The sequence below is a fragment of the Streptomyces sp. NPDC028308 genome, from assembly GCF_055565855.1.
On record NZ_JBVHTO010000004.1, the window covers coordinates 145,779 to 169,860 of the forward strand.

The 24,082-nt window shown below is 72.9% G+C and carries 21 protein-coding genes; 9 read left to right on the forward strand and 12 right to left on the reverse strand.

Going from position 1 to position 24,082, the window contains the following annotated elements; genetic code table 11:
* The first annotated feature begins 339 nt into the window (after window positions 1-339).
* Window positions 340-2,571 (forward strand): catalase/peroxidase HPI, encoded by a 2,232-nt coding sequence (katG, locus tag ACZ4VA_RS10845; RefSeq protein WP_356164134.1) that lies wholly within the window; start codon window positions 340-342, stop codon window positions 2,569-2,571.
* 167 nt (window positions 2,572-2,738) lie between these two features.
* Here the strand turns inward: katG and ACZ4VA_RS10850 are convergent, their stop codons facing one another.
* The gene (locus tag ACZ4VA_RS10850; protein ID WP_356243462.1) at window positions 2,739-3,743 is read right to left on the reverse strand and encodes a helix-turn-helix transcriptional regulator; all 1,005 of its coding nucleotides are present in this window, start codon (window positions 3,741-3,743) and stop codon (window positions 2,739-2,741) included.
* 109 nt (window positions 3,744-3,852) lie between these two features.
* Window positions 3,853-4,917 (reverse strand): NAD(+)/NADH kinase, encoded by a 1,065-nt coding sequence (locus ACZ4VA_RS10855; protein ID WP_388904518.1) that lies wholly within the window; start codon window positions 4,915-4,917, stop codon window positions 3,853-3,855.
* A gap of 178 nt (window positions 4,918-5,095) precedes the next feature.
* On the opposite strand from ACZ4VA_RS10855, the gene ACZ4VA_RS10860 reads away from it, so the two are divergent.
* On the forward strand, window positions 5,096-5,773 hold the full coding sequence (locus ACZ4VA_RS10860) for an AIM24 family protein (protein WP_355781627.1): 678 nt from the start codon (window positions 5,096-5,098) through the stop codon (window positions 5,771-5,773).
* A 149-nt stretch (window positions 5,774-5,922) separates the two neighbouring features.
* Here ACZ4VA_RS10860 and ACZ4VA_RS10865 read toward each other — a convergent pair whose 3' ends face one another.
* Together ACZ4VA_RS10865 and ACZ4VA_RS10870 are read right to left on the reverse strand one after the other, a co-directional pair.
* Window positions 5,923-7,062, reverse strand: coding sequence for a polyprenyl synthetase family protein (locus ACZ4VA_RS10865; RefSeq protein WP_452921139.1), 1,140 nt, complete (start codon window positions 7,060-7,062; stop codon window positions 5,923-5,925).
* Window positions 7,059-8,225, reverse strand: coding sequence for a tetratricopeptide repeat protein (locus ACZ4VA_RS10870; RefSeq protein ID WP_468080872.1), 1,167 nt, complete (start codon window positions 8,223-8,225; stop codon window positions 7,059-7,061). Before ACZ4VA_RS10870 ends, ACZ4VA_RS10865 begins: the two co-directional genes overlap by 4 nt.
* 310 nt (window positions 8,226-8,535) lie before the next feature.
* Here ACZ4VA_RS10870 and ACZ4VA_RS10875 point away from each other — a divergent pair, with 310 nt between their 5' ends.
* Window positions 8,536-9,162, forward strand: a complete 627-nt coding sequence (locus ACZ4VA_RS10875) for an alpha-ketoglutarate-dependent dioxygenase AlkB (RefSeq protein ID WP_452921141.1) — start codon at window positions 8,536-8,538, stop codon at window positions 9,160-9,162.
* Window positions 9,163-9,238: 76 nt separating this feature from the next.
* Here ACZ4VA_RS10875 and ACZ4VA_RS10880 read toward each other — a convergent pair whose 3' ends face one another.
* From ACZ4VA_RS10880 to ACZ4VA_RS10890, 3 genes are all read right to left on the reverse strand, one after another.
* Window positions 9,239-9,832, reverse strand: coding sequence for a TetR/AcrR family transcriptional regulator (locus ACZ4VA_RS10880; RefSeq protein WP_356164146.1), 594 nt, complete (start codon window positions 9,830-9,832; stop codon window positions 9,239-9,241).
* On the reverse strand, window positions 9,829-11,328 hold the full coding sequence (locus ACZ4VA_RS10885) for an MFS transporter (protein WP_468080874.1): 1,500 nt from the start codon (window positions 11,326-11,328) through the stop codon (window positions 9,829-9,831). Before ACZ4VA_RS10885 ends, ACZ4VA_RS10880 begins: the two co-directional genes overlap by 4 nt.
* Window positions 11,329-11,420: 92 nt before the next feature.
* Window positions 11,421-12,626, reverse strand: coding sequence for an FAD-dependent monooxygenase (locus tag ACZ4VA_RS10890; protein ID WP_356243445.1), 1,206 nt, complete (start codon window positions 12,624-12,626; stop codon window positions 11,421-11,423).
* Between the two features lie 236 nt (window positions 12,627-12,862).
* Here ACZ4VA_RS10890 and ACZ4VA_RS10895 point away from each other — a divergent pair, with 236 nt between their 5' ends.
* From ACZ4VA_RS10895 to ACZ4VA_RS10910, 4 genes are all read left to right on the forward strand, one after another.
* Window positions 12,863-13,354 carry a hypothetical protein gene (locus tag ACZ4VA_RS10895; RefSeq protein WP_388904526.1) on the forward strand — a complete coding sequence of 164 codons (492 nt, stop codon included), beginning with the start codon at window positions 12,863-12,865 and terminating at the stop codon, window positions 13,352-13,354.
* A 349-nt stretch (window positions 13,355-13,703) separates the two neighbouring features.
* Entirely contained in the window at window positions 13,704-14,072 is a 369-nt protein-coding gene (gene melC1 / locus ACZ4VA_RS10900; protein ID WP_355794258.1) for an apotyrosinase chaperone MelC1, read from the forward strand.
* Window positions 14,073-14,106: 34 nt separating this feature from the next.
* Window positions 14,107-14,931, forward strand: a complete 825-nt coding sequence (gene melC2 / locus ACZ4VA_RS10905; protein ID WP_468080877.1) for a tyrosinase MelC2 — start codon at window positions 14,107-14,109, stop codon at window positions 14,929-14,931.
* A gap of 337 nt (window positions 14,932-15,268) precedes the next feature.
* Window positions 15,269-15,721, forward strand: a complete 453-nt coding sequence (locus ACZ4VA_RS10910; RefSeq protein ID WP_356243433.1) for an SRPBCC family protein — start codon at window positions 15,269-15,271, stop codon at window positions 15,719-15,721.
* Window positions 15,722-15,779: 58 nt separating this feature from the next.
* Here the strand turns inward: ACZ4VA_RS10910 and ACZ4VA_RS10915 are convergent, their stop codons facing one another.
* From ACZ4VA_RS10915 to ACZ4VA_RS10925, 3 genes are all read right to left on the reverse strand, one after another.
* Window positions 15,780-16,502, reverse strand: a complete 723-nt coding sequence (locus ACZ4VA_RS10915) for a ribonuclease H family protein (RefSeq protein ID WP_356164156.1) — start codon at window positions 16,500-16,502, stop codon at window positions 15,780-15,782.
* Window positions 16,483-17,529 carry an ArsR/SmtB family transcription factor gene (locus ACZ4VA_RS10920; protein WP_356243430.1) on the reverse strand — a complete coding sequence of 349 codons (1,047 nt, stop codon included), beginning with the start codon at window positions 17,527-17,529 and terminating at the stop codon, window positions 16,483-16,485. The genes ACZ4VA_RS10915 and ACZ4VA_RS10920 overlap by 20 nt, the downstream gene beginning before the upstream one ends.
* 321 nt (window positions 17,530-17,850) lie before the next feature.
* On the reverse strand, window positions 17,851-18,651 hold the full coding sequence (locus tag ACZ4VA_RS10925) for a VOC family protein (protein ID WP_355789660.1): 801 nt from the start codon (window positions 18,649-18,651) through the stop codon (window positions 17,851-17,853).
* Between the two features lie 155 nt (window positions 18,652-18,806).
* Between ACZ4VA_RS10925 and ACZ4VA_RS10930 the strand changes: the two genes are divergently transcribed.
* Window positions 18,807-19,823, forward strand: coding sequence for a zinc-binding alcohol dehydrogenase family protein (locus ACZ4VA_RS10930; RefSeq protein ID WP_355789666.1), 1,017 nt, complete (start codon window positions 18,807-18,809; stop codon window positions 19,821-19,823).
* Between the two features lie 259 nt (window positions 19,824-20,082).
* Here the strand turns inward: ACZ4VA_RS10930 and ACZ4VA_RS10935 are convergent, their stop codons facing one another.
* Window positions 20,083-21,285, reverse strand: coding sequence for an SGNH/GDSL hydrolase family protein (locus tag ACZ4VA_RS10935; protein WP_468080881.1), 1,203 nt, complete (start codon window positions 21,283-21,285; stop codon window positions 20,083-20,085).
* 211 nt (window positions 21,286-21,496) lie between these two features.
* Between ACZ4VA_RS10935 and ACZ4VA_RS10940 the strand changes: the two genes are divergently transcribed.
* Window positions 21,497-22,429 (forward strand): SGNH/GDSL hydrolase family protein, encoded by a 933-nt coding sequence (locus ACZ4VA_RS10940; protein ID WP_356243424.1) that lies wholly within the window; start codon window positions 21,497-21,499, stop codon window positions 22,427-22,429.
* A gap of 8 nt (window positions 22,430-22,437) precedes the next feature.
* On the opposite strand, the gene ACZ4VA_RS10945 is transcribed toward ACZ4VA_RS10940, so the two are convergent.
* Complete coding sequence (locus ACZ4VA_RS10945; RefSeq protein ID WP_356164164.1) at window positions 22,438-24,057, reverse strand: MFS transporter; 1,620 nt, start codon at window positions 24,055-24,057, stop codon at window positions 22,438-22,440.
* Window positions 24,058-24,082 lie beyond the last annotated feature (25 nt).

Sequence of the window (24,082 nt, forward strand, 5' to 3'; positions counted from 1 at the left end):
ACTCTGTCCATCGTAGGATCGGTTCCGGCAATAGCCAAGGGACAGGACGACCCAGTACGGCAGGAGACTGAGACGTGACGGGATCACCGCCGGGAAGCCCCGCGGCACCGCACGGCGGCCGGCGGCCGTCCGCGTCCCACCGCTCCGGACCGTCGGGGACGGTGACCGCCTCGGTGCCGAGGTGAGCCGCGCGGCGTTCGTGGCCCCCGCCCGGCCGCGACCGCCGACGACCGCCTTCCGGCCATCGGGGCCGGGATCTCCTCCCGGGGCCCGCGCCTCAACTGTTCCACCGCCCGCAGTCTTTGAGCACCGTGATCCGCCTGGTCCGGAAGGATTCCCATGTCTGAGAACCATGATGCAATCGTCACAGACGCGAAAACAGAGGACGGCGGTGGCTGCCCGGTCGCGCACGGGCGCGCGCCGCACCCGACGCAGGGCGGCGGAAACCGTCAGTGGTGGCCGGAGCGGCTCAACCTGAAGATCCTCGCCAAGAACCCCGCGGTGGCGAACCCCCTCGGCGAGGACTTCGACTACGCCGAGGCGTTCAAGTCCCTTGACCTGCAGGCGGTCAAGCAGGACATCGCCGAGGTCCTGACGACCTCCCAGGACTGGTGGCCCGCGGACTTCGGCCACTACGGCCCCTTCATGGTCCGGATGGCGTGGCACAGCGCCGGCACCTACCGCATCAGTGACGGCCGCGGCGGCGCCGGAGCCGGCCAGCAGCGCTTCGCGCCCCTCAACAGCTGGCCGGACAACGGCAACCTGGACAAGGCCCGCCGCCTGCTGTGGCCGGTCAAGAAGAAGTACGGCCAGAGCCTCTCGTGGGCCGACCTGATGATCCTCACCGGCAACGTCGCCCTGGAGTCGATGGGCTTCGAGACCTTCGGCTTCGCCGGCGGCCGCGCGGACGTCTGGGAGCCCGACGAGGACGTTTACTGGGGCCCCGAGACCACCTGGCTCGGCGACGAGCGCTACACCGGCGACCGCGAGCTGGAGAACCCCCTCGGCGCGGTCCAGATGGGCCTCATCTACGTCAACCCCGAGGGCCCCAACGGCAATCCGGACCCGCTCGCCGCGGCCCGCGACATCCGCGAGACCTTCCGCCGGATGGCGATGAACGACGAGGAGACCGTCGCCCTGATCGCGGGCGGCCACACCTTCGGCAAGACGCACGGCGCGGGTCCCGCGGACCACGTCGGCGCCGACCCGGAGGCCGCCTCCATGGAGGAGCAGGGCCTCGGCTGGAGGAACACCTTCGGCACCGGCAAGGGCGCCGACACCATCACCAGCGGCCTCGAGGTCACCTGGACCAGCACGCCCACGCAGTGGGGCAACGGCTTCTTCGAGAACCTCTTCGGGTACGAGTGGGAGCTGACGAAGAGCCCGGCCGGCGCGCACCAGTGGGTGGCCAAGGACGGAGCGGGCGCGGGCACCATCCCGCACGCCCACGACGCGTCGAAGCGGCTCGCCCCGACGATGCTGACGACCGACCTCGCGCTCCGCTTCGACCCGGCCTACGAGCAGATCTCGCGCCGCTTCCTGGAGAACCCCGACCAGTTCGCGGACGCCTTCGCCCGTGCCTGGTTCAAGCTGACGCACCGTGACATGGGCCCGGTCGTCCGCTACCTCGGCCCCGAGGTCCCGGACGAGGTGCTGCCGTGGCAGGACCCGCTGCCCGCCCTCACGCACGAACTCGTCGACGCCGAGGACGTCGCCTCCCTCAAGGAGCAGGTCCTCGCCTCGGGCCTGACGGTGTCCCAGCTCGTGTCCACCGCCTGGGCCTCGGCCTCCTCCTTCCGCGGCAGCGACAAGCGCGGCGGTGCCAACGGCGCACGCGTCCGCCTCCAGCCGCAGAGCGGCTGGGAGGTCAACGACCCCGACCAGCTGGCGGCCGTGCTGCGCACCCTGGAGGGCATCAAGGAGTCCTTCGACGCCGCGCAGTCGGGCGGCAAGCGGATCTCCCTCGCCGACCTGATCGTGCTCGCCGGTGCCGCCGCCGTGGAGCGCGCCGCCAAGGAGGCCGGCTTCGAGGTCCAGGTCCCGTTCACCCCGGGCCGCGTGGACGCGTCGCAGGAGCAGACCGACGTGGAGTCGTTCGCCGCGCTCGAGCCGACCGCCGACGGTTTCCGCAACTACCTGGGCAAGGGCAACCGCCTGCCGGCCGAGTACCTGCTCCTCGACCGCGCCAACCTGCTGACCCTGAGCGCCCCCGAGCTGACGGTCCTGGTCGGCGGCCTCCGCGTCCTCGGTGCCAACCACGGGCAGTCGCAGCTCGGCGTCCTCACCACCACCCCGGGCTCGCTGACGAACGACTTCTTCGTCAACCTGCTCGACCTGGGGACGACGTGGAAGGCGACCTCCGAGGACCAGAGCACCTTCGAGGGCCGCGACGCCGCCACGGGTGAGCTGAAGTGGGCCGGCAGCCGTGCCGACCTGGTGTTCGGTTCGAACTCCGAACTGCGCGCCTTGGCCGAGGTCTACGCGAGTGACGACGCCAAGGAGAAGTTCGTGAAGGACTTCGTCGCGGCGTGGGACAAGGTGATGAACCTGGACCGGTTCGACCTGGTCTGAGCCCTGTCCGAGGTCCGGGCCGGCGAGCACCACCGCCGGCCCGGACCTTTTTGCCGTGCGTGCCCCTCGGCGGTGGCCGGCGGTGATCCGCCGGGAACGCGCCCGCCCTTCCGCCGGGAGCGGTTCGTCCACGGGGCCCGCCGCTCACCGCGGACGTGGAGACGTGCTCACCGCGGACGCGGAGCAGCGCTCACCGCACCGGCGCAGCGGCGACTCAACCGCGTGACGGCGTCCGCCAGTTCGGGCGGGCCGACGACCTCGAAGTCGGCGTCGAACCTGCCGACGGAGGCGGCCAGGGCCGCCCACGACCACGAGCCCAGGACGAGCCGGCAGCGGTCGGGGCCGAGTTCCTCGACGATCCCGTCCCGGAGGTGGCGGGACACGGCGGCGGCGGGCAGGCCCAGGATCACCTCACCGCGGCACGGCCACCCTCCCGAACTCTCGGAGCCCCGGAACCTCCCGGCCACGAAGGCGGCGACCCCGCCGGGCGGTTCACGCGGGACGAAGCGGGGTCCGGTGGGGGTGCGCGGGGTGATCCGGTCGGCCCGGAAGACGCGCCAGTCCTCACGGTCGAGGTCCCAGCCGACCAGGTACCAGCGGCCGTCCCAGGTGACGAGGTGGTGGGGCTGCACGCGGCGCCGCGTAGCCCCGGCGGCGTCCCCTCCCGGCCGGTTCGGCGCGCCGGGGACGTGGTCGAAGCGCAGCTCCTCGTGGGCGTGGACGGCGGCCCCGAGCGCTACGAGGACGCCGGTGTCGACCTGCGGGTCCGGCCGGTCGGCGGGGCGCGCCACGGCGGTGACGGGGAGGGCGTCGACGCGGTGGCGCAGCCGGGCCGGCATGACCTGCCGGACGGTGTGCAGGGCCCGCACCGCGGCCTCCTCGATGCCGGCGCCGGTGGTGGCGGCGGCGATCCGGAGGGCCACCGCCAGGGCGACGGCCTGCTCGTCGTCGAACAGCAGCGGGGGCAGGTCCTTGCCCGCGTCGAGCCGGTAGCCGCCGTCGGGCCCCTTCGTGGCCACCACGGGGTAGCCCAGCTCCCGCAGCCGGTCCACGTCACGGCGCACGGTGCGCGGGCTGATCTCCAGCCGCTCGGCCAGCAGGGCTCCGGGCCAGTCCCGGCGGGCCTGGAGCAGCGAGAGGAGGGAGAGCAGTCGCGCGGAGGTCTTCGGCATGCGCCCATCGTGGCGCGGGAAGCGGTCAGGTCCTGACCGCTTCTCCCACGGGAAGCGCGGCCAGGTCCGCACGGCGGCGCGGCACCCTGTCGGCGCCGGGGCGCCCTTCTCAGCCGGGCGGGTTCGGCCTGGGCGGCATGGCCAGATGCGCGAGGTCCGGGGGCGGCGGTGTGGTCTGCGGCCACAGGGGGGCGGCGTCCCCGTCCGCGATCGCGGCGGGCGCATCGGTGAGGTTCATCCGCTCGCGCAGCCGGCCGTAGAAGTCGGTCGGGCCCAGCCGGACGGCGCGCAGCCGCCGCGGGGCCGCGTAGACGCCGATCCAGTCGCCCGGTTCCAGCACGCCCCGCACTTGGCCGTCGATGCTGACCGCCGCCTGGCCGGAGCGTTCGAGCAGGCGCAGGGCGATCGGCTCGTCGGGGGCGGCCACGACCGACCGGTTGAACGTCATGTGCGGGGCCACCGGGGTGAAGATCAGCGCGTCCGTGCGGGGGGACACGACCGGGCCGCCGGCGGCGAAGCTGTACGCGGTCGAGCCGGTCGGGGTGGCCACCAGCAGGGCGTCCGCCGAGTAGGACGCCAGGAGCCGCCCGGCCAGGTAGACGCCGGCGGACACCTGCCGGTCCCGCGACAGCTTCTCCAGGACGATGTCGTTGAGCGCGGTGACGTTCAGGGCCACGCCCCATTCGTCACCGGTGTCGCAGTCCGTCCGCACCCCGGGAGGCGGCAGGAGGGGGCCGCGTCCGTAGCGCATGAGCGCCTCCATGTCCGGCGGGACCTCGAAGGCACGGGAGGCGCGCAGGGTGAGCAGCATGCGCTGTTCGACGGTGAGGCGGTCCTCGCGTACGGCGTCCAGTGCCGAGCGCACCGCGGCGGCCGACACCTCCGTCAGGAAGCCCACCCGGCCCAGGTCGATCCCGAGGACGAGGGCGTCGTTCTCGGCGGCGAGACGGGCTCCGCGCAGGAAGGTGCCGTCACCGCCCAGGGTGACGACGAGGTCGGGGTCGCCCGCGGCCTCGTTCTCCTCGTGGGCGCTGTGCCGGCCGCCGTCGTGCCACACGTCGATGTCCGTGCACTGCACACCGTGTTCCTCGCACCAGGCGCGGACGCTGCGGGCCGCGTCCACGGCCTCCCGGCGTCCTCCGTGCGTGACGAGACCGATCCGGCGGACTGTCATGAGTGCCTCCCCGGCCAGCCTACGGAAGCACCCGCGCCGGCGCCTCGGGAAGTACACCCGGGCGGTCGTCCCGCCGCCGTCGCTGGTACACCGGTGCCATGTTGCAGTTCGGTCCTGGATCGCCGCCCGACGGGAAACGATCTTGTCGGAACGGACCGCTCCGGGACAAGATGCGCCCATGAAGGGTGACCTCTTTTCCAGTGACCACATGGTGCAGCCGGCCGTAGCGCCCGGCATGACCGTGCAGAACGCCAAGTCCATCAAGTACGCCGTGAACGGCGAGATGTTCGCGCGGCAGGGGGCGATGATCGCCTGGCGTGGGGCGTTGCAGTTCGAGCGCAAGGGCCAGGGTGTGGGGGGCATGCTGAAGCGGGCGGTCACCGGTGAGGGACTGGCGCTGATGGCGGTGCGCGGACAGGGCGAGGCGTGGTTCGCGCACGAGGCGCAGAACTGCTTCATCGTGGACGTCGAGCCCGGTGACGTCTTCACCGTCAACGGACGCAACGTGCTGTGCTTCGACGCCTCGCTGTCGTACGAGATAAAGACGGTGAAAGGCGCGGGCATCTCCGGCGGCGGCCTGTTCAACAGTGTCTTCACCGGGCAGGGCAGGCTCGGGCTGATCTGCGAGGGCAATCCGCTGGTCATCCCGGTCTCGCCGCAGCAGCCGGTGTACGTGGACACGGACGCGGTGGTCGGCTGGAGCGCGCACCTGAACACCTCGCTGCACCGCTCGCAGTCGTTCGGGTCCATGATCCGGGGCGGTTCGGGCGAGGCGGTGCAACTCAAGCTGGAGGGTGAGGGGTTCGTCGTCGTCCGGCCCAGCGAGGCGACGCCGCAGAAGGCCCAGCAGCACTGACCGGCGGAAGGACGCGGGACCGTCGGCCGCGCCGGTGACGGTCCCAAGTCCGTTGCGGGGACGAGTTGTTCGTCGCCGCTGCCGGTATGCGTGTGCGGTCGCCCGTCGCCTGCCCCCGGCCCGTCCTCGGGACCGGGGGCCGAAGGGTGTCAGACGGTGCGGTGCGTGAGGCCCGCGAGGAGGCTTCGCAGCTCGGAGAGCGGACGCGGAGCCAGCGCGGCCGCCGCCAAGAGGGCCTCGGCGTCGGCGAGATGACGCCGGGTCGCGCTCAGCGCCGCCGCGCGGCCACCGCACCGCTCGACCAGGAGCGCCGCCCGCCGCACGGCGGAGTCGTCCCGGGCGGCGCGGGCCAACAGTCCGGTCAGTTCGGCACGGCCCGGCGTGTCCAGGGCGGCGAGGACCGGCAGGGTCTTCTTGCCCTGGCGCAGGTCGCCGTGGACCGGCTTTCCGGTGACGGCCGGGTCGCCCCAGATGCCCAGCAGGTCGTCCGTGATCTGGAAGGCCACGCCCAGATGACGGCCGGCGCGGTCCAGAGCGGTGACCGTCTCCCCTCCCGCTCCCGCGAGTTGGGCCCCGAGCGCCAGCGCGCACCCGAGCAGGGCACCCGTCTTGCGCTCGGCCATCGTCTCGTACTCCCCCACGCTCACCGCTTCGGGGCCGGACCACGGACGCCGGGCGAACTGCAGGTCGTCCGCCTGACCGTGCACGAGGTCGCGAAGCGCGGCGGTCAGACGGCGTACGGCCGCCGGCATGTGGACGGGAGTCGGCCCGGCGTTCCGCGAGAGGGACTCGGCAGGACCGGCCTCGACCCGGCGCGGCGGTACGGCGCCGGCGCGCGAGGGTCCTGCCGCCAGCGTCTCGACGGCGAGGGCGAAGAGGGCGTCCCCCGCCAGGACGGCGGGGCCGGTGCCGTACGCCTTCCACACGGCCGGCCTGCCCCGACGCAGCGGGTCACCGTCCATGATGTCGTCGTGCAACAGCGAGAAGGTGTGCACGAGTTCGACGCAGACCGCGGCCGGCACGCCTGCCTCGGCGGGGGCTCCGACGGCCTCGGCGCCGAGCACCGCCAGCGCCTGCCGTACGCCCTTGCCGGGACTGCGCACGGTGGGCGTCCCGCCGGCCTCGACGCGGCCCAGCGCGTAACCGGCCATCTCCCCGACCCAGGGGTGCAGGGTGCCGACGGCCTCGCCGAGCGCGGGTGCGACCAGTTCGCGGCAGCGGCGCAGCAGGCGGGACACGTCGGCGGGTGCCGTCCGCTCGTCCGCGTACGGAGTGGTGAGGGCGGTCACCGGCCCGCCTCCGCGCCCGCGTCGGCGGCAGGACCGGTCCCGTCGGCCGTGGTTCCGGGTGTGCCGTGGTCCGGCCGCCCCTGGGCCAGGGCTGTTTCCGCCCCCGTCCCGACCGGTGCCGTTCCCGCCGACGCGAACTCGTCGAGACCGAGTTCGGCGCGGGCCCGGTCGATCAGGGCGCGCCCGTGCCGCAGCCCGATGTCCTCCAGCAGGCCGGCCAGCTCGGTCAGGTCCGCCGAAGTCTCGGCGCGGTCGCGGCCGAGCCGGGCCCGGGACTTGACCAGCCCGAGCCGGGCCAGTGCCCGGCCACGCGGTTCGCTCATGCCCTCGAACTCGGCGAGGGCCAGCGCGTACATGTCCCGGGCCTCCTCCATGCGCCCGGCCCGGTACAGGACGTTGCCCCGCATCTTGTGGTTGTAGGCGAGCGCGCTCACCAGGTTCATCTCCCGGCAGGAGACCTCCGCCTCGGCGAGCAGCTCCAGCGCCCGGCGCGTGTCACCGTCGCGCACGGAGACGATGTCGGCCAGCCCCCGCAGCGCCCAGGCGTGGCCGCGCCGGTCCTCCGCGCGCGCGGCTATCCCGGCGGCCTCCTCGAACATCGCGTACGCGGTGTCGTACGACCCGGTGTTGCGGTGCATCTGGGCGATGCCCTCCAGGGCCCACACGGTGTGGCGGGCCTCGCCCCGCTTCCGCGCCTCGGCCAGCAGCTGTTCGTGCAGCGCGGCGACGGCCGCGTAGTCGCCCTGGATCCGCCCGGTCTCCGCGAGTCCGGCGAGCGAGTAGCCGCGGACCACCACGTCCCCGGCGACCTCGCCGAGCTCGGCGGCCAGCCGCAGCAGGCGTCGGGCGAGGGGGAAGGCCCCGCGCTGCCTGGCCAGGGTCCCGCCGCTCCACAGCGCCCAGGCCATGGCACCGGTGTCCCCCGCCTCCCGGGCGGTGCGGTAGCTGGCCTTCCAGGCGCGGTCCGCGTCCGTCACCTGGCCGAGCCGCCGGTGGGCCTCGGCGACCGCGAGTCCGGAGCGGGCCGCCTCGGCGTGCTCCCCGGCACGCTCGGCGGCGCGCAGCCGCTCGGTGCCGGCGGCGAGGACGTCCGTCAGCGACGAGTTCACCGACAGGGTGGTCAGAGCGCCCTGGTACTCCGGGGCGAATGCCTTGCTGTACATACGTGCCTTTCGGTCTGGCGCCGGCGGGGTGCCGGTGCACTGCGGCCGGTCGGGGATGTCACCGGGCGGACGGCGCGGGCGGATTCCGGTCGCCCCTCGTATACACAGCATCTCTACATGCCGTGTATACATCGAACGCATAGTGGACCGGACATCAGCCCGGGAAACCCTCCGAAGTACCGTCGCGCACCGTCCCGCCGCTGTCGATCAAGACGGCACCGACGCGCACGGGGTTGCCTCGCGGAAGCGACACTTCCGATCCACCTCGCCTCATGGAACATATTTTCGATTAGCGAGGTACGCTGAAAGCATGTCCACGCACCTCCAGGGCTCACTGTTCGACCAGACCGACGACGTGGGCCTGACCTCCCTCGACGGTCTTCGGCGGACCGTGCTCGGCGACGGGGCCTGGATCGACCTGCTGCCGGGATGGCTCCGCGGCGCGGACGCGCTGTTCGAACAGCTCGCCGCCGACGTCCCCTGGCGGGCCGAGCGCCGCCAGATGTACGAGCAGGTGGTCGCCGTACCCCGGCTGCTCTCCTACTACCGGGCGGGCCGGACGCTTCCGCACCCCGTCCTCGACGAGGCACGCGACGCGCTCAGCGCGCGGTACACCGCCGAACTCGGGGAGCCGTTCGCCACGGCCGGGCTCTGCTACTACCGGGACGGCCGCGACAGCGTGGCCTGGCACGGCGACCGCATCGGGCGCGGCGCCCGCGAGGACACGATGGTCGCCATCCTGTCCGTGGGCGCGGCGCGGGACCTGGCCCTGCGTCCCCGCGGCGGCGGGGAGACGCTGCGCTACCCCCTCGGGCACGGCGATCTGATCGTGATGGGCGGCTCCTGCCAGCGCACCTGGGAGCACGCCGTGCCGAAATCGACGCGTGTCACGGGCCCCCGCATCAGCATCCAGTTCCGCCCTCAGGGCGTGAACTAGGGCCCGTCGGGCCGGCTAAGTCCGCGCAGGCCGCAGGGATCACGGAAGGCGGCGCGGCACCGTCACCGGAGGCGCGTTACGGCGTGAGCTGGGCCTGCACCGCGGGCGCGTACCTGTCGACGATGTCGTCGACGTCGGCGGCGCGCAGCCGGGTCCCCCGGGCGATGCCGTACATGACCCCGAGGCCGAGCAGGACGCTCACCGCGAGTTCGGCGCGCAGTCCGGCGTCCGGGCCGTCGAGACGCTCCGCCAGGCGGTCGCCCACCTGGGCGCGGAAGTTGGCCCGCAGGATGTCGCCCTGCTCGCCGTGGAGCGGGGCGAAGACGATCCGCAGGAGGGGGTCGGCGCCGTGGTCCCGCTGACTGACCAGGAGATGACGGACCATGTGGCGGCCGAGGGCGTCGAGCGGCGCGTCCAGGAGGGCGGCGGCGTCCGCCTCGAAGGACATCACCTGCGCGAGGAGGGTGTCCTTGTTCCCGAAGTACTTCAGGATCAGCGGCGCGCTGACGCCCGCGCGGTCGGCGATCGCCTTGAGCGTGATGTCCGCGTGCGCGTGCCGGGCCAGCAGGTACCGGGTCGCCCGGAGGATGGCCGCCTTCGTCGTCCGGGCGTCCCGGCGCGGCGGTGCGGCCGGTGCGAGACCGGAGGGCGGGCTGTTCATGGTGCTCATGCTCCTTCGAGTGCCTCGTCTTCGCGGGGCCCACGGCCCGCCGCCCCGCGCCGGGACGCCGTACGGCCGCGGGGCCGCCGAGCCCCACCGGACGCGGGGGCCGCCGGATCGCCGGGGATGGACAGCGCGGCGGCGCAGGCCACCAGGGCGACCGTACCCGCCAGAGCGAACGCCAGCAGATAGCCGTGCAGGGTGGGCACGGCGACCCCGGCGAGCCGGCTCGTGTGGTGGACGAGCACGGCGGCGACGGCCGCGCTGCACACCGCCTGCCCGACCGTGCGCATCAGGACGTTGACGCCGTTCGCGGAGGCGGTCTGGCCGGCCGGGACGGCACGCAGGATGAGGGTGGGGAGGGCCGAGTAGGCGAGGGTCGTGCCCGTGGAGACGACGGTGGCGCCCAGGATGATCACCCAGAGTTCGCGGCTGTCCGCGATGCGTATGCCGTAGCCGAAGGAGATGACCGCCGCGCCGAGAGCCAGCGTCACGCGCGGGCCGCGGGCCGCCGAGAGGCGCGCGGAGACGGGTGAGAGCAGCAGCATGGTCACCCCGCCCGGCAGCAGGCACAGTCCGGTCGCCACGATGGACAGGCCGAGCCCGTAGCCGGTGGCCTCGGGCGCCTGCACGAGCTGCGCCGTGACCAGGGAGTTGGCGTAGAAGGCGAAGCCGGTCAGCAGCGCGGTCAGGTGGGGCAGCGCGACGCGCGGCCGGGCGGCCAGCCTCAGGTCGACCAGGGGCCGTTCGGCGCGGAGCTGCTGCCTCCACCACAGGGCGAGGACGAGCACGCAGGCCGTGAACAGGCCGAGGATCACCGGGCTGCCCCAGCCCCACTGGCCACCCTGGGAGACGCCGAGCAGCAGGCACACCAGGCCCGCGGCGAGGCCGAGCGCCCCGAGCGTGTCGAACCGCCCCGGCTCACGGACCGGCGACTCGCGCACCGCCCACCAGGCGAGCGCGAGACCGACGGCGCCGAGCGCGCTGGTGGCCCAGAACATGACGTGCCAGTTCGCGTACTGGACGATCAGCGCGGCGAGCGGCAGTCCGAGGGCCGCGCCGATCCCCACGGTCGAACTCATCAGGGCCACGGCGGAACCGGTGCGCTCGGGCGGGAGTTCGTCCCGCAGAATGCTGATGGAGAGCGGTACGACGGCCGCCGCCGCGCCCTGCAGTGCGCGCGCGGTGATGAGCAGGGCGATGTCCGAGGTGAGGGCGCACAGCACCGAGCCGAGGGTCATCAGGGCGAGCGCGGCCAGCAGCACCCGGCGCTTGCCGTACATGTCCCCGGCGCGCCCGAGCACGGGCGTCAGGACGGCGCCCGACAGCAGGGTGGCGGTGACCATCCAGGACACGGCGCTCGCGGAGGCCCCGGTCAGGCGCGGCAGGTCGGGCAGCAGGGGCACCACGACCGTCTGCATGACGGCCATGAGGATCCCGCCGAACGCCAGTACCGGGACCGTCAGGCGGTCACGGACGCCGCGCGTTTCGCGTACGGCCGTCATGAGCACTCCAGGAATCGGCGCGGGAGATCGAGGTGAATGGCCATTCACCTTATCTAGTGAATGGCCATTCACCTAGTTCGACGCCGCATCCTTCAGCTTCCCGAGCGGGCCTGCACCGTGCGGGCGATCCGGGGTCCGAGCCACCGCTTGAGCCGCCGCAGCGACTCCAGGCTCCCGGCGGCGCGGTCGATCCGGTAGTAGAGCTGCGGGGGAACGTACGGCAGCAGCGGGGAATGCCGCTGACCGAGGAGGGCGAACATCTGCGCGGGCGGGAGGTGGATGTAGCGCGGCAGGTTCTCGTACCACTGGGCGCTGTGCCGCGCCGCGCTCTGCACCGGCAGCAGCGCGGCCCGGCGCTCGCGCTCGTACGCGGCGAGGGCGGGCCGCAGCTCCCGGTGGGCGCCCAAGGCGTTCGCCAGGGACATCGCGTCCTCCAGGGCGAGCGTGGTTCCGGCGCCGATGGAGTAGTGGGTGGTGTGGGCGGCGTCGCCGAGCAGGACGAGGTTGTCGCGGTGCCAGGTGCGGTTGGTGAGGGTGCGGAAGTTCAGCCACTGGGCGCTTCCGTCGGACTGCGCCCGGCCGATCAGCCGGTGCCCGTCCAGGAGGTGGGCGAAGAGCTTCTCCAGCAGGGCCAGGCCGTCGGCCTCGCTCGCCGTGTCGAGGCCGAGACCCGTCCAGGTCTCCGGTGCGCACTCCACGACGCAGGTGCTGCGGTCCTCGCCGAATCCGTAGGCGTAGCACCAGATCCAGCCGTGATCGGTCTCGACGAACGCGAAGGTGAACGCCTCGAAGACCTTCGTCGTGCCGAGCCAGATGTAGCGGTTGCGCCCGAGGGCTACGGCGCTGCCGAAGTGGTCGGCGTGGCGCTCGCGCAGACCGCTGTGGACGCCGTCCCCGGCGACGACGAGATCGGCCTCCGGAAGCGGATCGCCGGCGGCGATCTCGTGCTCGAACTCGATCCGCACCCCCAGGGACTCCGCCCGCTCGGCGAGGAGGCCGAGCAGCCGGTGGCGGCCGATGCCGAAGCCCTCGTCGCCATGGTGTGCCGTCGTGCGGTCCCCGACGTGGGCGACGCCGTCGCTCCAGCGGACCGAGGCCTCGCGCACGGCCCGCGCCGACTCGGGGTCGCCCTCGTGCAGCCGGTCGAGGAGGCCGCTCCAGTAGGTCACGCCCCAGCCGTACGTCGAGCCGGCCGGGTTCCGCTCGTGGACGGTGATGTCGTGGGACGGTTCCTGACGCTTCATCAGGATCGAGAGGTACAGACTTGCCGGGCCGCCGCCGACGCACGCGATCTTCACGCGCACTCCCCTTGCATCACGCATAGTCGATGAGTTGGTCACGAAGAGTAGCAGCGCGTCGAGGGCGAGCAGTCGGTTCACGGCGGGCTCAGGCGTACGAAGGCACGCCCCCTGGAGTGCCCTGGTACCGCCCGCCGCAGGGGCCGCGGCACGCCCGGCACCGGCTCGTCCGCGCGCCACCCACCGGGCGTACGATCGCGGCCACGCCCGCCCCCGACATCAGGAGGTCCGCCCCCATGCGTTCGCCCGTCGCACCCGTCCTGGCCGCCCTCGACGAACTGGTGCGGGGTGTCGCCGGGCCCCGGGACGAGGTCTGGCGGCTGGAGGCCGCGGGATCGGAGCTGAAGGTGACGGCTGTCCGGGTCACACCTGGCGCCCCGGTCGAGCTGCCCGGCGGCCGCGAGGTTCTCGTGATCGTCCTGGACGGTCGCGGGCATCTGCGGTCGGCCGACGGCGACCAGCAGGTGACGGCACACACGGCGATCTGGCTCCCCCGCGACCGCGAGGAGAGCCTGCACGCGGGCGAGAGCGGCCTGTACTGCCTGACGGTCCTGCCGAGTCCGTCCCGCCCCGGGGTGCGACCCGCCCTGAACGCGGGGCTCAGCACGGCCTCCGGGGGCGGCGAGCCCGCCTGCCTGCTCCAGCAGGTCTGCGCCGAGTGCGGACGCATGGCTACGGAGAGCGACGCCCGCTACTGCAACCGCTGCGGCGCCTCCCTGGCCCACTGACCGGACACCGGGGCGGTCGGCCACATCCCGGCCGCCGGCCCGGCACGGAGTCAACGTCCACGGCCGCGCCCGGCGCCCTGTTTCACGTCAGTCCGCGCACGTGAGCCGCGCCACGCGGGCCGCCTCGCTCCGCAAGATCGTCCACGCCTGGGAGCCGCCGCCGGGAGGAAATCCCCCTCGGGTCAGCCCCGGACGTCCCGCACAGCAAGATCATCCTGGTTCAACTCTGCACGACTTCCTCCGGATTGTCCGGATCGTAGCCAACCGGATTCCGGCGATTTCTCCCGCCTCCGGACAGCCCGCTAAGCATGCCGGGTCAGCAAAGAGAGCCGTTCCAGGAGGACTTCGCATGCCCGAACTCACCCGTCGCCGCGCCCTCGGTGCCGCCGCCGCGCTCGCCGCGGCCGCCGGATCACAGAGCGTCACCGCACCCGCCGCGACGGCCGCGGGACACCCGTCGGGACCGGCGCCGTTCGACGAGGTCTACCGCGGCCGTCGCATAGAGGGCCGTCCGACCGGCGGCGGACACCATCACGGCTCCGGATACGGCGTGTTCGTCGACGGGGTCGAACTGCACGTGATGCAGAACGCGGACGGCCGCTGGATCAGCGTCGTCAGCCACTACGACCCGGTGCCCACGCCGCTCGCCGCCGCCCGCGCCGCCGTCGTGGAACTACAGGGGGCGCCGCTCGTCCCCTTCGCACCCGCCGCCCGCTGAGAACCCGCCCCGAGCAGACCGGAAGAGCCCGCACATGACCGTCCGCAGGAACCAGGCCGCCCTGACCACCGACGAGAAGCGGCGCTTCGTCGACGCCGTGCTCCGGCTGAAGCGCAGCGGCCGCTACGACGAGTTCGTCACCACCCACAACGCCTTCGTCCTCGGCGACACCGACAACGGCGAGCGCACCGGCCACCGTTCACCGTCGTTCCTGCCCTGGCACCGCAGATTCCTGCTCGACTTCGAACGGGCGCTGCAGGCGATCGACCCGGCCGTGGCGCTGCCGTACTGGGACTGGAGCACCGACCGCTCGGTCCGCTCCTCGCTGTGGGCCCCCGACTTCCTTGGCGGCACCGGCCGCAGCCTGGACGGCCGGGTGACGGACGGCCCGTTCGCCGCGTCCGCGGGCGTCTGGCCGATCAACATACGCGTGGACGGCCGGACTTACCTGCGCCGTGCGCTCGGCAGTGGCAACCGGGAACTGCCGACGCGCGCCGAGGTGGACTCCGTGCTCGCCATGCCCACGTATGACGCCGCGCCGTGGAACAGCTCCGCCGACGGCTTCCGCAACCACCTCGAAGGCTGGCGGGGCGTCAACCTCCACAACCGGGTGCACGTCTGGGTCGGCGGACAGATGGCCACCGGGGTCTCCCCCAACGACCCGGTCTTCTGGCTCCACCACGCCTACATCGACAAGCTGTGGGCGGACTGGCAGCGCCGCCACCCCGATTCCGGCTACCTCCCCACCGGGGGGACGCGGGACGTCGTCGACCTGAACGAGACGATGAAGCCGTGGTCCGACGTACGTCCGGCCGACCTGCTGGACCACACGAAGCACTACACGTTCGACACCGCCTGACGCCGGGGACCGGACGGTCCGGAATCCCACCTGTACTGGCGAGTGCTGGACGCCCTCGGCTTCGCGCCTGACGGCGAGAAGGTGGCCGAGCCCTGGCGTGGTCTCGGGCGGGAGGATCTGACACCGGCCGTCCTCACCGGACGCTCCTGTGCCGGGACGGGTGAGGAGTGGGCGGTGGGGCGTCCGGGCGGGGTGTGCGTCTACCGGGGCCGGGGCGGGGCCCGGTGACGCCGTGTCAGGTGAGAAAACGGAATGCGGGGATTCGCATCGTGGGGCCCGGGTACCCGCGTCGACGCGTCCGGATGGTCCGGGCGCACGTCCGACGAGGAGGTAACCCGTGTCTCAGGTCGAGGAATCCATCGAGGTCGGCGTCCCGGTCCACACCGCGTACAACCAGTGGACCCAGTTCGAGACGTTCCCCGAGTTCATGAGCGGCGTCGAACGCATCGAGCAGCGCTCGGACACCCTCACCCACTGGGTCACCAAGGTGGACGGGGTGAGCAAGGAGTTCGACGCGGAGATCACCGAGCAGATCCCGGACGAGCGCGTCGCGTGGACCACGGTCGGCGGCGAGGCCAAGCAGGCGGGTGTGGTCACCTTCCACCACCTGGACGAGAGCCGCACGAAGGTGATGCTCCAGATGGAGTTCCAGCCGGAGGGCCTCGCCGAGACCGTCGGCGACAAGCTCGGCTTCGTCAAGCGTCAGACCAAGGGCGACCTGGAGCGGTTCAAGAAGTACATCGAGTCCCGTGGCCTGGAGACGGGCGGCTGGCGCGGCACCGTCGTGTGAGCCACCCCGGTCCCGTACGGCCGACCCGCCGCACCTTGTCCTGGTGCGTACGACGTGCTCAGGCGTCGGCGTCGGCCGTGCGGCACTCCGGGTGGCCCCAGCCCTGCGCGTTCTTCGCGATGGGCTCGCCCGCGGCGTAGGGGCGTCCGCACAGGCAGCGCCCCGGGAACTTCGCCTTGATCGTCCGCGCCGCACCGCCCGTGCGGGAGGCCCCGCCACCCGTACGGGCGGACTTGCCCGCGGGCCGGCGCCGCTGGGCCCCCGACACGGGCGTGTCCGGTGACGGAGGCGGCTGCGGGGAGCCCAGATCGCTGCCCGCGGGCTCCTGGGCGGTGGCCGCCTGGCTCGCGGCACGGTCCGCGAAGTCGTTCAGGCGGTCGCCGTCCACCTGGTGCGCGGGCACGTAGCGGAACTCCACCGAACGGCCGTCGAGCAGCTCGTCGATACGCGCGACCAGCTCCTGGTTGGCGACCGGCTTCCCGGCGGCCGTCTTCCAGCCCTTGCGCTTCCAGCCGGGCAGCCAGGTCGTCACGGCCTTCATCGCGTACTGGGAGTCCATCCGGATCTCCAGCGGGACCCCGGGGTCGACCGCCGTCAACAGACGCTCCAGCGCGGTGAGTTCCGCGACGTTGTTGGTGGCCGTGCCCAGCGGGCCGGCCTCCCAGCGGGTGGGCGTCTCCGCGTCGTCGGCGACCACCCAGGCCCAGCCGGCGGGTCCGGGATTTCCCTTCGAAGCCCCGTCACAGGCGGCCACAACGCGTTCAGACATGCCCCCGATCATGCCACGCCCCGACGGCCGCTCCGGGCCCGGGGCGGCCGGCCCCGCCGCCGTTCCCGACGATCAGGCGCCGGCCCAGCGGGGTGGCCGTGTGCAGCACGTACTTCCCGTCGCGGTGGCTCGCCACCAGTCCCCCGTCGCGCAGCACCCCGATCTGGTAGCTGACGCTGGGCAGGGAGATGCCCACCGCCTCGGCGACCTCGGAACTGGTCCGGGCACTCGAACCGGCCACCGCGCTCAGCACCGTGGCGCGGGTGCGCCCGAGCAGTTTCTCCAGCCCGTCCTCCGCCGTACGGACGACGTCCAGCGGCGGCTTGGCGACCGGGTAGACGAGCACGGGGTCGAGCCCCGGGTCCGCGAGCGCCGTCGGGCGCCGCCAGCAGAAGTACGAGGGGACGAGCAGCAGGCCGCGTCCTTCCAGGTGGAGGTCGCGGTGGACGGGATAGTCCACTTCGAGCACCGGGGGCCGCCAGCGCGCGAGCGGCCCCAGCCCCTCCAGCAGCGCCTGGGTGCCGCCGTCGAGCAGCGTGCGGGTCCGCAGATCCACGTCGCCGGCGACGGCCGTACGGATGAGCGGCCAGTACGGCTCCAGCAGCGTGCGGAAGGAGCGGCCCATGGCTCCGGCGAGCAGCGTGAGGGAGTCCGAGCCCGGTCTGCCGAGCGTGGCGGCCCAGTCGGGCAGCGGCCGGGACTCGGCCAGCCGGGAGAGGTCGTGCACCAGCCGCGCACGGGGCGTCGCACGCACCCGTTCGAGCCCGGCCGCGAGGCCCTCGCCGGTGACGGGCGGGGTGAGGAAGTCGGGGATGTAGCCGGACGCGGGGATCAGCCGGCGCACCGGGCCCAGCGCGCGGTTCGCCGCCTGGTCGACGGCGAGCCTGGCGCGCGCCGACCGGCGCCATGGACCGAATTCGAGCGGCGCCTCCCCGGTTTCCAGTCGGCAGACGCTGCATATCAGTTCCCAGAGCGGATCGGGCTGCCGGGCGACGCGGACATTCTGGAGATCCTGCGGGGTGAAATGAATGCGGAGCATGCGGTCTTTTCCACTCCCAGTCCCTGTGGGGGGTCAGCCGCCCGGAGCGGGAGCGGCCACTGGAAGAGACGGACGAGTACTGCGCATGGTTGCCCTGGGGTGCGGCGAGCGGCCGGCCTTTTTCTCGGGACGTTCTTATTCCGCGCCCTCACCAGGCATTTTTCCCGCATGCCGGGAGCCTTCGCGGAAACGACCGGAAATCGACGCATCCAACTCACCGGAATTCCGCATTCGGACTTCTCGAATTCGCCGTCCGGGGGTTTTCGCCCGGCCCTGCTCCGGAGAGCCGGGCCGGCCGATCACCGCGCGCCGGACCGGCGTTCAGGAGACGTCGGAGAGCTGGGGCATCTCGCCCTGGGTGGTCTTGACGTCGATCACCGTGAAGGCCGCGCCCTGCGGGTCGCTCAGCGCGGCGAAGCGCCCGAACGGGCTGTCCATGGGCCCGAACCGCAGGACACCGCCCCGGTCGGTCGCCCTCGCCACCGCCGCGTCGCAGTCCTCGACGGTGAAGTACACGTTGATGTAGGGCGGCATCTCCGGCGGGAAGTCCTCCGTCATCCGCATCCGGCCCAGGACCGGCTGGCCCTCGCCCAGGCGGAAGACCCGGAAGTCCACGTGCTCGTCCGCCATCTGCTGGGCGTTGTAGGAGAAGACGGCCGGGAAGAACGCGTCCGACTTCTCCGGCTCACGGGTGAACACCTCGGCCCAGCAGTAGGCGCCCGGCACGGCCGTCGCCTCGAAGCCCTCGTGGACACCGGCCTGCCACACGCCGAAGGTGACACCGCTCGGGTCGCGGGCCAGCAGCATGGTGCCGAAGTCACCGACCTGCATCGGTTCCATCAGCACCTCGCCGCCGTTCTCGCGGATCCTGCGCGCGGTGGCGTCGGCGTCCGCCGAGGCGAAGTACAGGCACCATGCGGACTGCCCGTCCTGCCCCGGCATCGGCGGTACGACGGCGGCCACCGCCTTGCCGTCCGCGTACGCCTGCGTGTAGTTGCCGAACTCCGACGACGACTCGCCGAACGTCCAGCCGAGCACGTCACCGTAGAAGCCCTTGGCTCCTTCGACATCGCCGAACATCGCGTCGGCCCAGCACGGTGTTCCTTCAGGTTGTACCGCCATGACGTCGACCTTCTCCGGTTCGCGGGATTGTTCTCGCTCCTCACGCTAGCCAGCCCGGCCCGGCGCCGCGCGCCGAGCGCGGCGACCTGAACGAGACTGGGGCACGGCACGCAAGAAGAGGGCACGGCGGTCGTCGACGGGACGGGACACGGATGATGCACGCGTGGGAGGTGGCCCGTCCGGGGCCGATCGAGAAGGAGCCGCTGCGCTTCGTCGAGAAGCCGGTACCGGTACCGGCGGCGGGCGAACTGCTGGTGCACGTGCGCGCCTGCGGGGTCTGCCGCACCGACCTGCACATCAGTGAGGGCGACCTCCCGGTGCGCAGGCCCGGGGTGACTCCGGGGCACGAGGTGGTCGGCGTGGTGGCGGCGACCGGGGCGGCCGTGAGCGGGTTCTCGCGGGGTGACCGGGTGGGCGTGGCCTGGCTGCGCGGCACCGACGGCACCTGCGCGCACTGCGTCCGCGGGGCGGAGAACCTCTGCCCCGGTTCGTCGTACACGGGATGGGACGCCGACGGCGGATACGCCGAGTACACGACGGTGCCCGCCGCGTTCGCGTACCGCCTGCCACGGGATCTCGACGACGTCGCCCTCGCGCCCCTGCTGTGCGCGGGCATCATCGGCCACCGGGCGCTGCTGCGGGCGGCGCTCCCGCCGAACGGCCGGCTGGGCCTGTACGGCTTCGGAGGCAGCGCCCACCTGTGCGCGCAGGTGGCGGTGGCCCAGGGTGCCAGGGTGCACGTCCTGACCCGGGACGCGGCGGCGCGGCGGCTGGCGCTCGAACTCGGCGCGACCTCGGCCCGGGGACCCTACGACGCTCCCCCGGAGCCCCTGGACAGCGCGATCCTCTTCGCACCGGTGGGAGACCTGGTACCGGTCGCCCTGCGAGCCCTCGACCGCGGCGGGGTCCTCGCGGTGGCGGGCATCCACCTGAGCGACACACCGCCGCTGAACTACGAGCGGGAGCTGTTCTACGAGAAGGAGTTGCGCAGCGTCACCTCCAACACCCGTGCGAACGGGCGGGAGTTCCTCACCCTCGCGGCGCGGTACGGCGTCCGCGCGACCACGCACGCGTATCCGCTGTCACGGGCCCAGGAGGCGCTGCAGGACCTCAAGGCCGGCCGCTTCGAGGGGGCCGCCGTCCTCGTGAACGACCTGCCGCCCCGGCACTGAACTCCGGTTCGGCGGCGGCCACTCGGCGCCATCCGTCCGCTGCGCCACCGGTCACGGTTCGAGCCCGGACTCGTCCCCCAGGCGCGCCCGCGCCTCGGGCACGCGTGCCCGCCCGCCGTCCAGGACTCCCCCGGTGTGGTGGCGGACGGGGGCACTTCCAAGGTGCCGGGAGCACGCGTCGCTCGAAGTGGACTTCAGGCACGGGCGCTTGACGGCACGTCAGGGCTTGCGCTCCCGTCCGGGGAGGGACGGTCGGGTGTCACAGGGTGCGCAGGTCGACGGCCGCCGCCATGGCCGCGTAACCGGCGTCGTTGGGGTGCAGGTGGTCACCCGCGTCGTAGGCGGGCAGGAGGCGCAGCGGGTCGGCCGGGTCGCGGACGGCACGGTCGAAGTCGACGACGTGGTCGAAGAGGCCGCTGGTGCGGATGTAGTCGTTGACGGCGAGACGGGTGGCTTCCAGGGTGCTGTCGTGGACGCGCCAGCCCTTGAAGGGGGTCAGCGTGGCGCCGATGACCCTGATGCCGTGCGCGTGCGCCTGCCGCACGATGTCCCGGTACGCCGCGGTGATCGCCGCCGGGTCCGTCTGGTGCGGCTCCTGCTGGATGTCGTTGATGCCCTCCAGCAGGACGAGCGTGCGGACGTCCGTGCGCGAGAAGACGTCCTCGTCCAGCCGCTCCAGGGCCTTCACGCCGAAGGCACCGCCGTCCCGCAGCAGGCGGTTGCCGCTGATGCCGGCGTTGAGGACCCCGGACCGCCGGTGCGCGGGCAGCCGCTGCAGCCGGTCGGAGAGATGGTCCGGCCAGCGCTGGTCGGCGCCCTCCGTCGATCCGTAGCCGTCCGTGATCGAGTCGCCGAAGGCGACCACCGTGCCGCGGGCCGGCGGGGCGAAGACGTCGGCACCGGTGACGTAGAAGCGCTGTGGGGTCGTCTCGGTGTACGCGGCCCCCGACACGTCGTCCGCTCGGTCGCCCGCCCTCGCGACGTACGCGACCTGCCGGGCCAGCGGATGCACCGTCTGCGATCGCGGGACCGCCCGGAGGTGGGCGCTCACCAGCAGGTCGCTGTCCGGGGCGACGTCCAGGCGTACGGGGTCGCTCCGCACGTCCTGGCCCGCTGGGACGACGTCGCTCCCGAAGGTCACGCGGCGCACCGAACCGGGTACGGCGTCGGCGCCGGCCGCCCGGACGGCCACGGTGACCCGGCCGAGGACCAGGGGCTGCGTGCCGAACGCGTTGGAGAGGCGGATGCGGACGCGGGGCCCGCCGACGCTGACGTGCACGACCTGGCGGAGCGAGTCGCCCGAGGCGACCTCGGGTGTCGAGACGCCCACGACCGCCGGTGCCTCCCAGGTGCCGACCCAGCCGCGCGCGGGCGGCTCGGCGTCGTGCCGGGCCTCGGCGGGTGCGGCGGAGCCAAGGAGCAGCGCGAGCGGGACGAGAAGCGCCTTGGCGCCTTTGAACACGGCGTTCACCTCGTGACTGCGAAGGGTTCGACGGCGCCCGGCGGACAGCTGCATTGGACCGGAGGCCGGCCCGGCGCGTCAACGACGAGAACGCGTCATGGCGGGGCCCGGCCGGGGGGGGCGGCCCGGTGGCCGACGTACGTCTTCCCCGTTTCCGGGTGCGTGTGCTTGCCTGGGAGGCCCTTTCGGCGGGCGGGGCGGGAGTGGCCGGATGCGAAAGCCGTGGATCGTGGGGGCGTTGCTGGCCGGGCTGCTGCTCGGCGCCTGCGGGGACCCCGCGTCCGAGGGGCGGGCGCCCGCGCCGGTCGGGCCCGGGGGCGGCTCCGGGACGCCGTCCGCGACCGTCGAGCGGCGCGCCGCGGCCTCCCCCGCCGCGACGCCCCCGAAGGCGAGGGCGAAGGTGAAGGTGAAGCCGCCCACGGTGCTCTACCTCGGGGACTCGCTGGCCATGGAGAGTCAGAAGGTGCTCGGCGCGGAGCTGCGGGCCCGGGTGCGCGCCCGGTACACGAGCGCGCCCTACTCGGGCACCACCCTGTGCGACTACGTGGAGGGCACCGCGGACAGGTCACTGGTGCCGGCGAAGGACAAAGCGGCCGCGCTGGTGCGCTCATTGCGGCCGGACTTCGTGGTGCTCCAGTTCTGGGGCAACTCCTGGGGCTACACCCCGTGCATGGACGGGATCACCTACGACAGGGCGCGGGGCAGGTACCTCTCGCGGTACGCGGCCGACGCGGACCGGCTCACCGACCAGATCGCGGCGGCGGGCGGCGCCCGGCGCCCGAGGATCGTGTGGGTGCTCCAGGGTCCCGACCCGGTCACCCCCGACCGGGTCCGGAGGGTCAACGCCCTGTACGAACGGCAGGCGGACGCCTCGCACGATCTGGTCGCCGACGCGGGCAGGGCGGTGAGCCCGGCGTCCGGTCGCTACACCTGGGCGCAGTACCTGCCGTGCACCGCGTACGAACGGGAGCACCCGGCGTACTGCACCCGGCCGGGCCGTACCGCCCTGCATCGCGACGACGACCCCCTGCACTTCTGCCTCGCACCCACCACGCCCGAGCCGCGGGCGTGCCCGGTGCGTTCGCCGGGGATCGCCCGGATCGCGCGCGAGATCACCCGGGTGGTCGCCGGCCACCTCCGCTGAGGCGCCCCTCAGCCCGGCGGGCCGCCACGGGAGTCCGTGTCCCGCCCCGCCACCGGGGCCGCGTCCTCGGGGACGCCCCCGGCCGGTACTCCGGCGACGGCGCCGCCCTGGAGCCGTTCGAGATCGTCGGGACGCACCTGGATGACGATCAGGGCGACCAGCGCGGCCACGACGGCGAGGATCGCCGCCACGACGAAGGCGCTGGAGATTCCGGACGTCAGCACTTCGTCGCTCCACGGAGGCGGCAGCTGTCCCGTCCTGCGGAACTCGAGCCGCTGGGCGGCGCTCGCGTCGGCCATGAAGTCGCGGATCTGCTGGGTGGCCTCGTTGCGGCTGGCCGTGCCGAAAACGGTGACCAGCACGCTCAGGCCGAGCGATCCGCCCACCTGCTGGGTGGCGTTGAGGATGCCGGACGCCGCGCCCGACTCCCGGGACGACACACCCGAGACGGCCATCAGCGTGAGCGACACGAACTGCATGCCCATGCCGAAGCCGAAGACCAGCACCGGGCCGAGGATGCTGCCGAGGTACGTGCTGTCCACGTCCGTGAGTGTCAGCCACCCGAGTCCGAGGGCGGCCAGGATCGAGCCGGCGGCCATGAACGGCTTGGGACCGAACCGGGGCAGCAGCTGCGAGGCGACTCCCGCGCCGACCGCGATGATCGCGCTCACCGGCAGGAAGGCGAGGCCGGCCTTCAGCGGGCTGAAGTGCAGGATGTTCTGCACGAACAGGGTCAGGAAGAAGAACATGCCGAAGATCGCCGCGGAGAGGGTCAGCATCATGGCGTAGACGCCCGCACGGTTGCGGTCACGGAACATCCACAGCGGCGTGATGGGCTGTCTCGACCGGCGCTCTACGACGATGAACGCGCCGATCAGCACGAACGCGGCGGCGAAGGACCCGAGGGTCACGCTGTCGCTCCAGCCGTCCTCCGAGGCGCGGATGAAGCCGTAGACGAGGAGCACCATGCCCAGGGTGGAGGTGAGTGCGCCGAGGAGGTCGAAGTGCCCGGGGTGGCGTTCGGACTCGCGGATGTGGCGCGGGGTCGCCAGGACGATCAGCAGGCCGATGGGCACGTTGACGAAGAAGACCCAGCGCCAGTCGAGCCACTCCACGAGGATGCCGCCCGCGAGCAGGCCGATCGCGCTGCCACCTGCCGAGACGGCCGCGAACACGCCGAACGCCCGGTTGCGTTCCGGGCCTTCGCGGAAGGTGGTGGTGATCAGCGCCAGGGCCGTGGGAGACGCGATGGCTCCGCCGACGCCCTGGAGGGAACGGGCCGCGAGCAGGTGCCAGGACTCCTGGGAGAGTCCGCCGAGCAGTGACGCGAACACGAAGAGCAGGACGCCGAACATGAAGACTCTGCGGCGGCCCAGGATGTCACCGAGGCGTCCGCCGAGCAGCAGCAGACCGCCGAAGGTGAGTGTGTAGGCGTTGATCACCCAGGACAGGTTCTCGGTCGAGAATCCGAGCGAGTTCTGGATGTGCGGAAGAGCGATGTTCACGATGGTGATGTCGAGGACCACCATCAGCTGACACGAGGCGATGACGAGGAGTGCGATGCCGCTGCCCCGGCCCCGCTCCGGGGATTCGGCAGACTTCGAGGGTGTCGCGTGAGAGGCCGTCATCTAGATGTCCGTGCGTCGTCGCGGG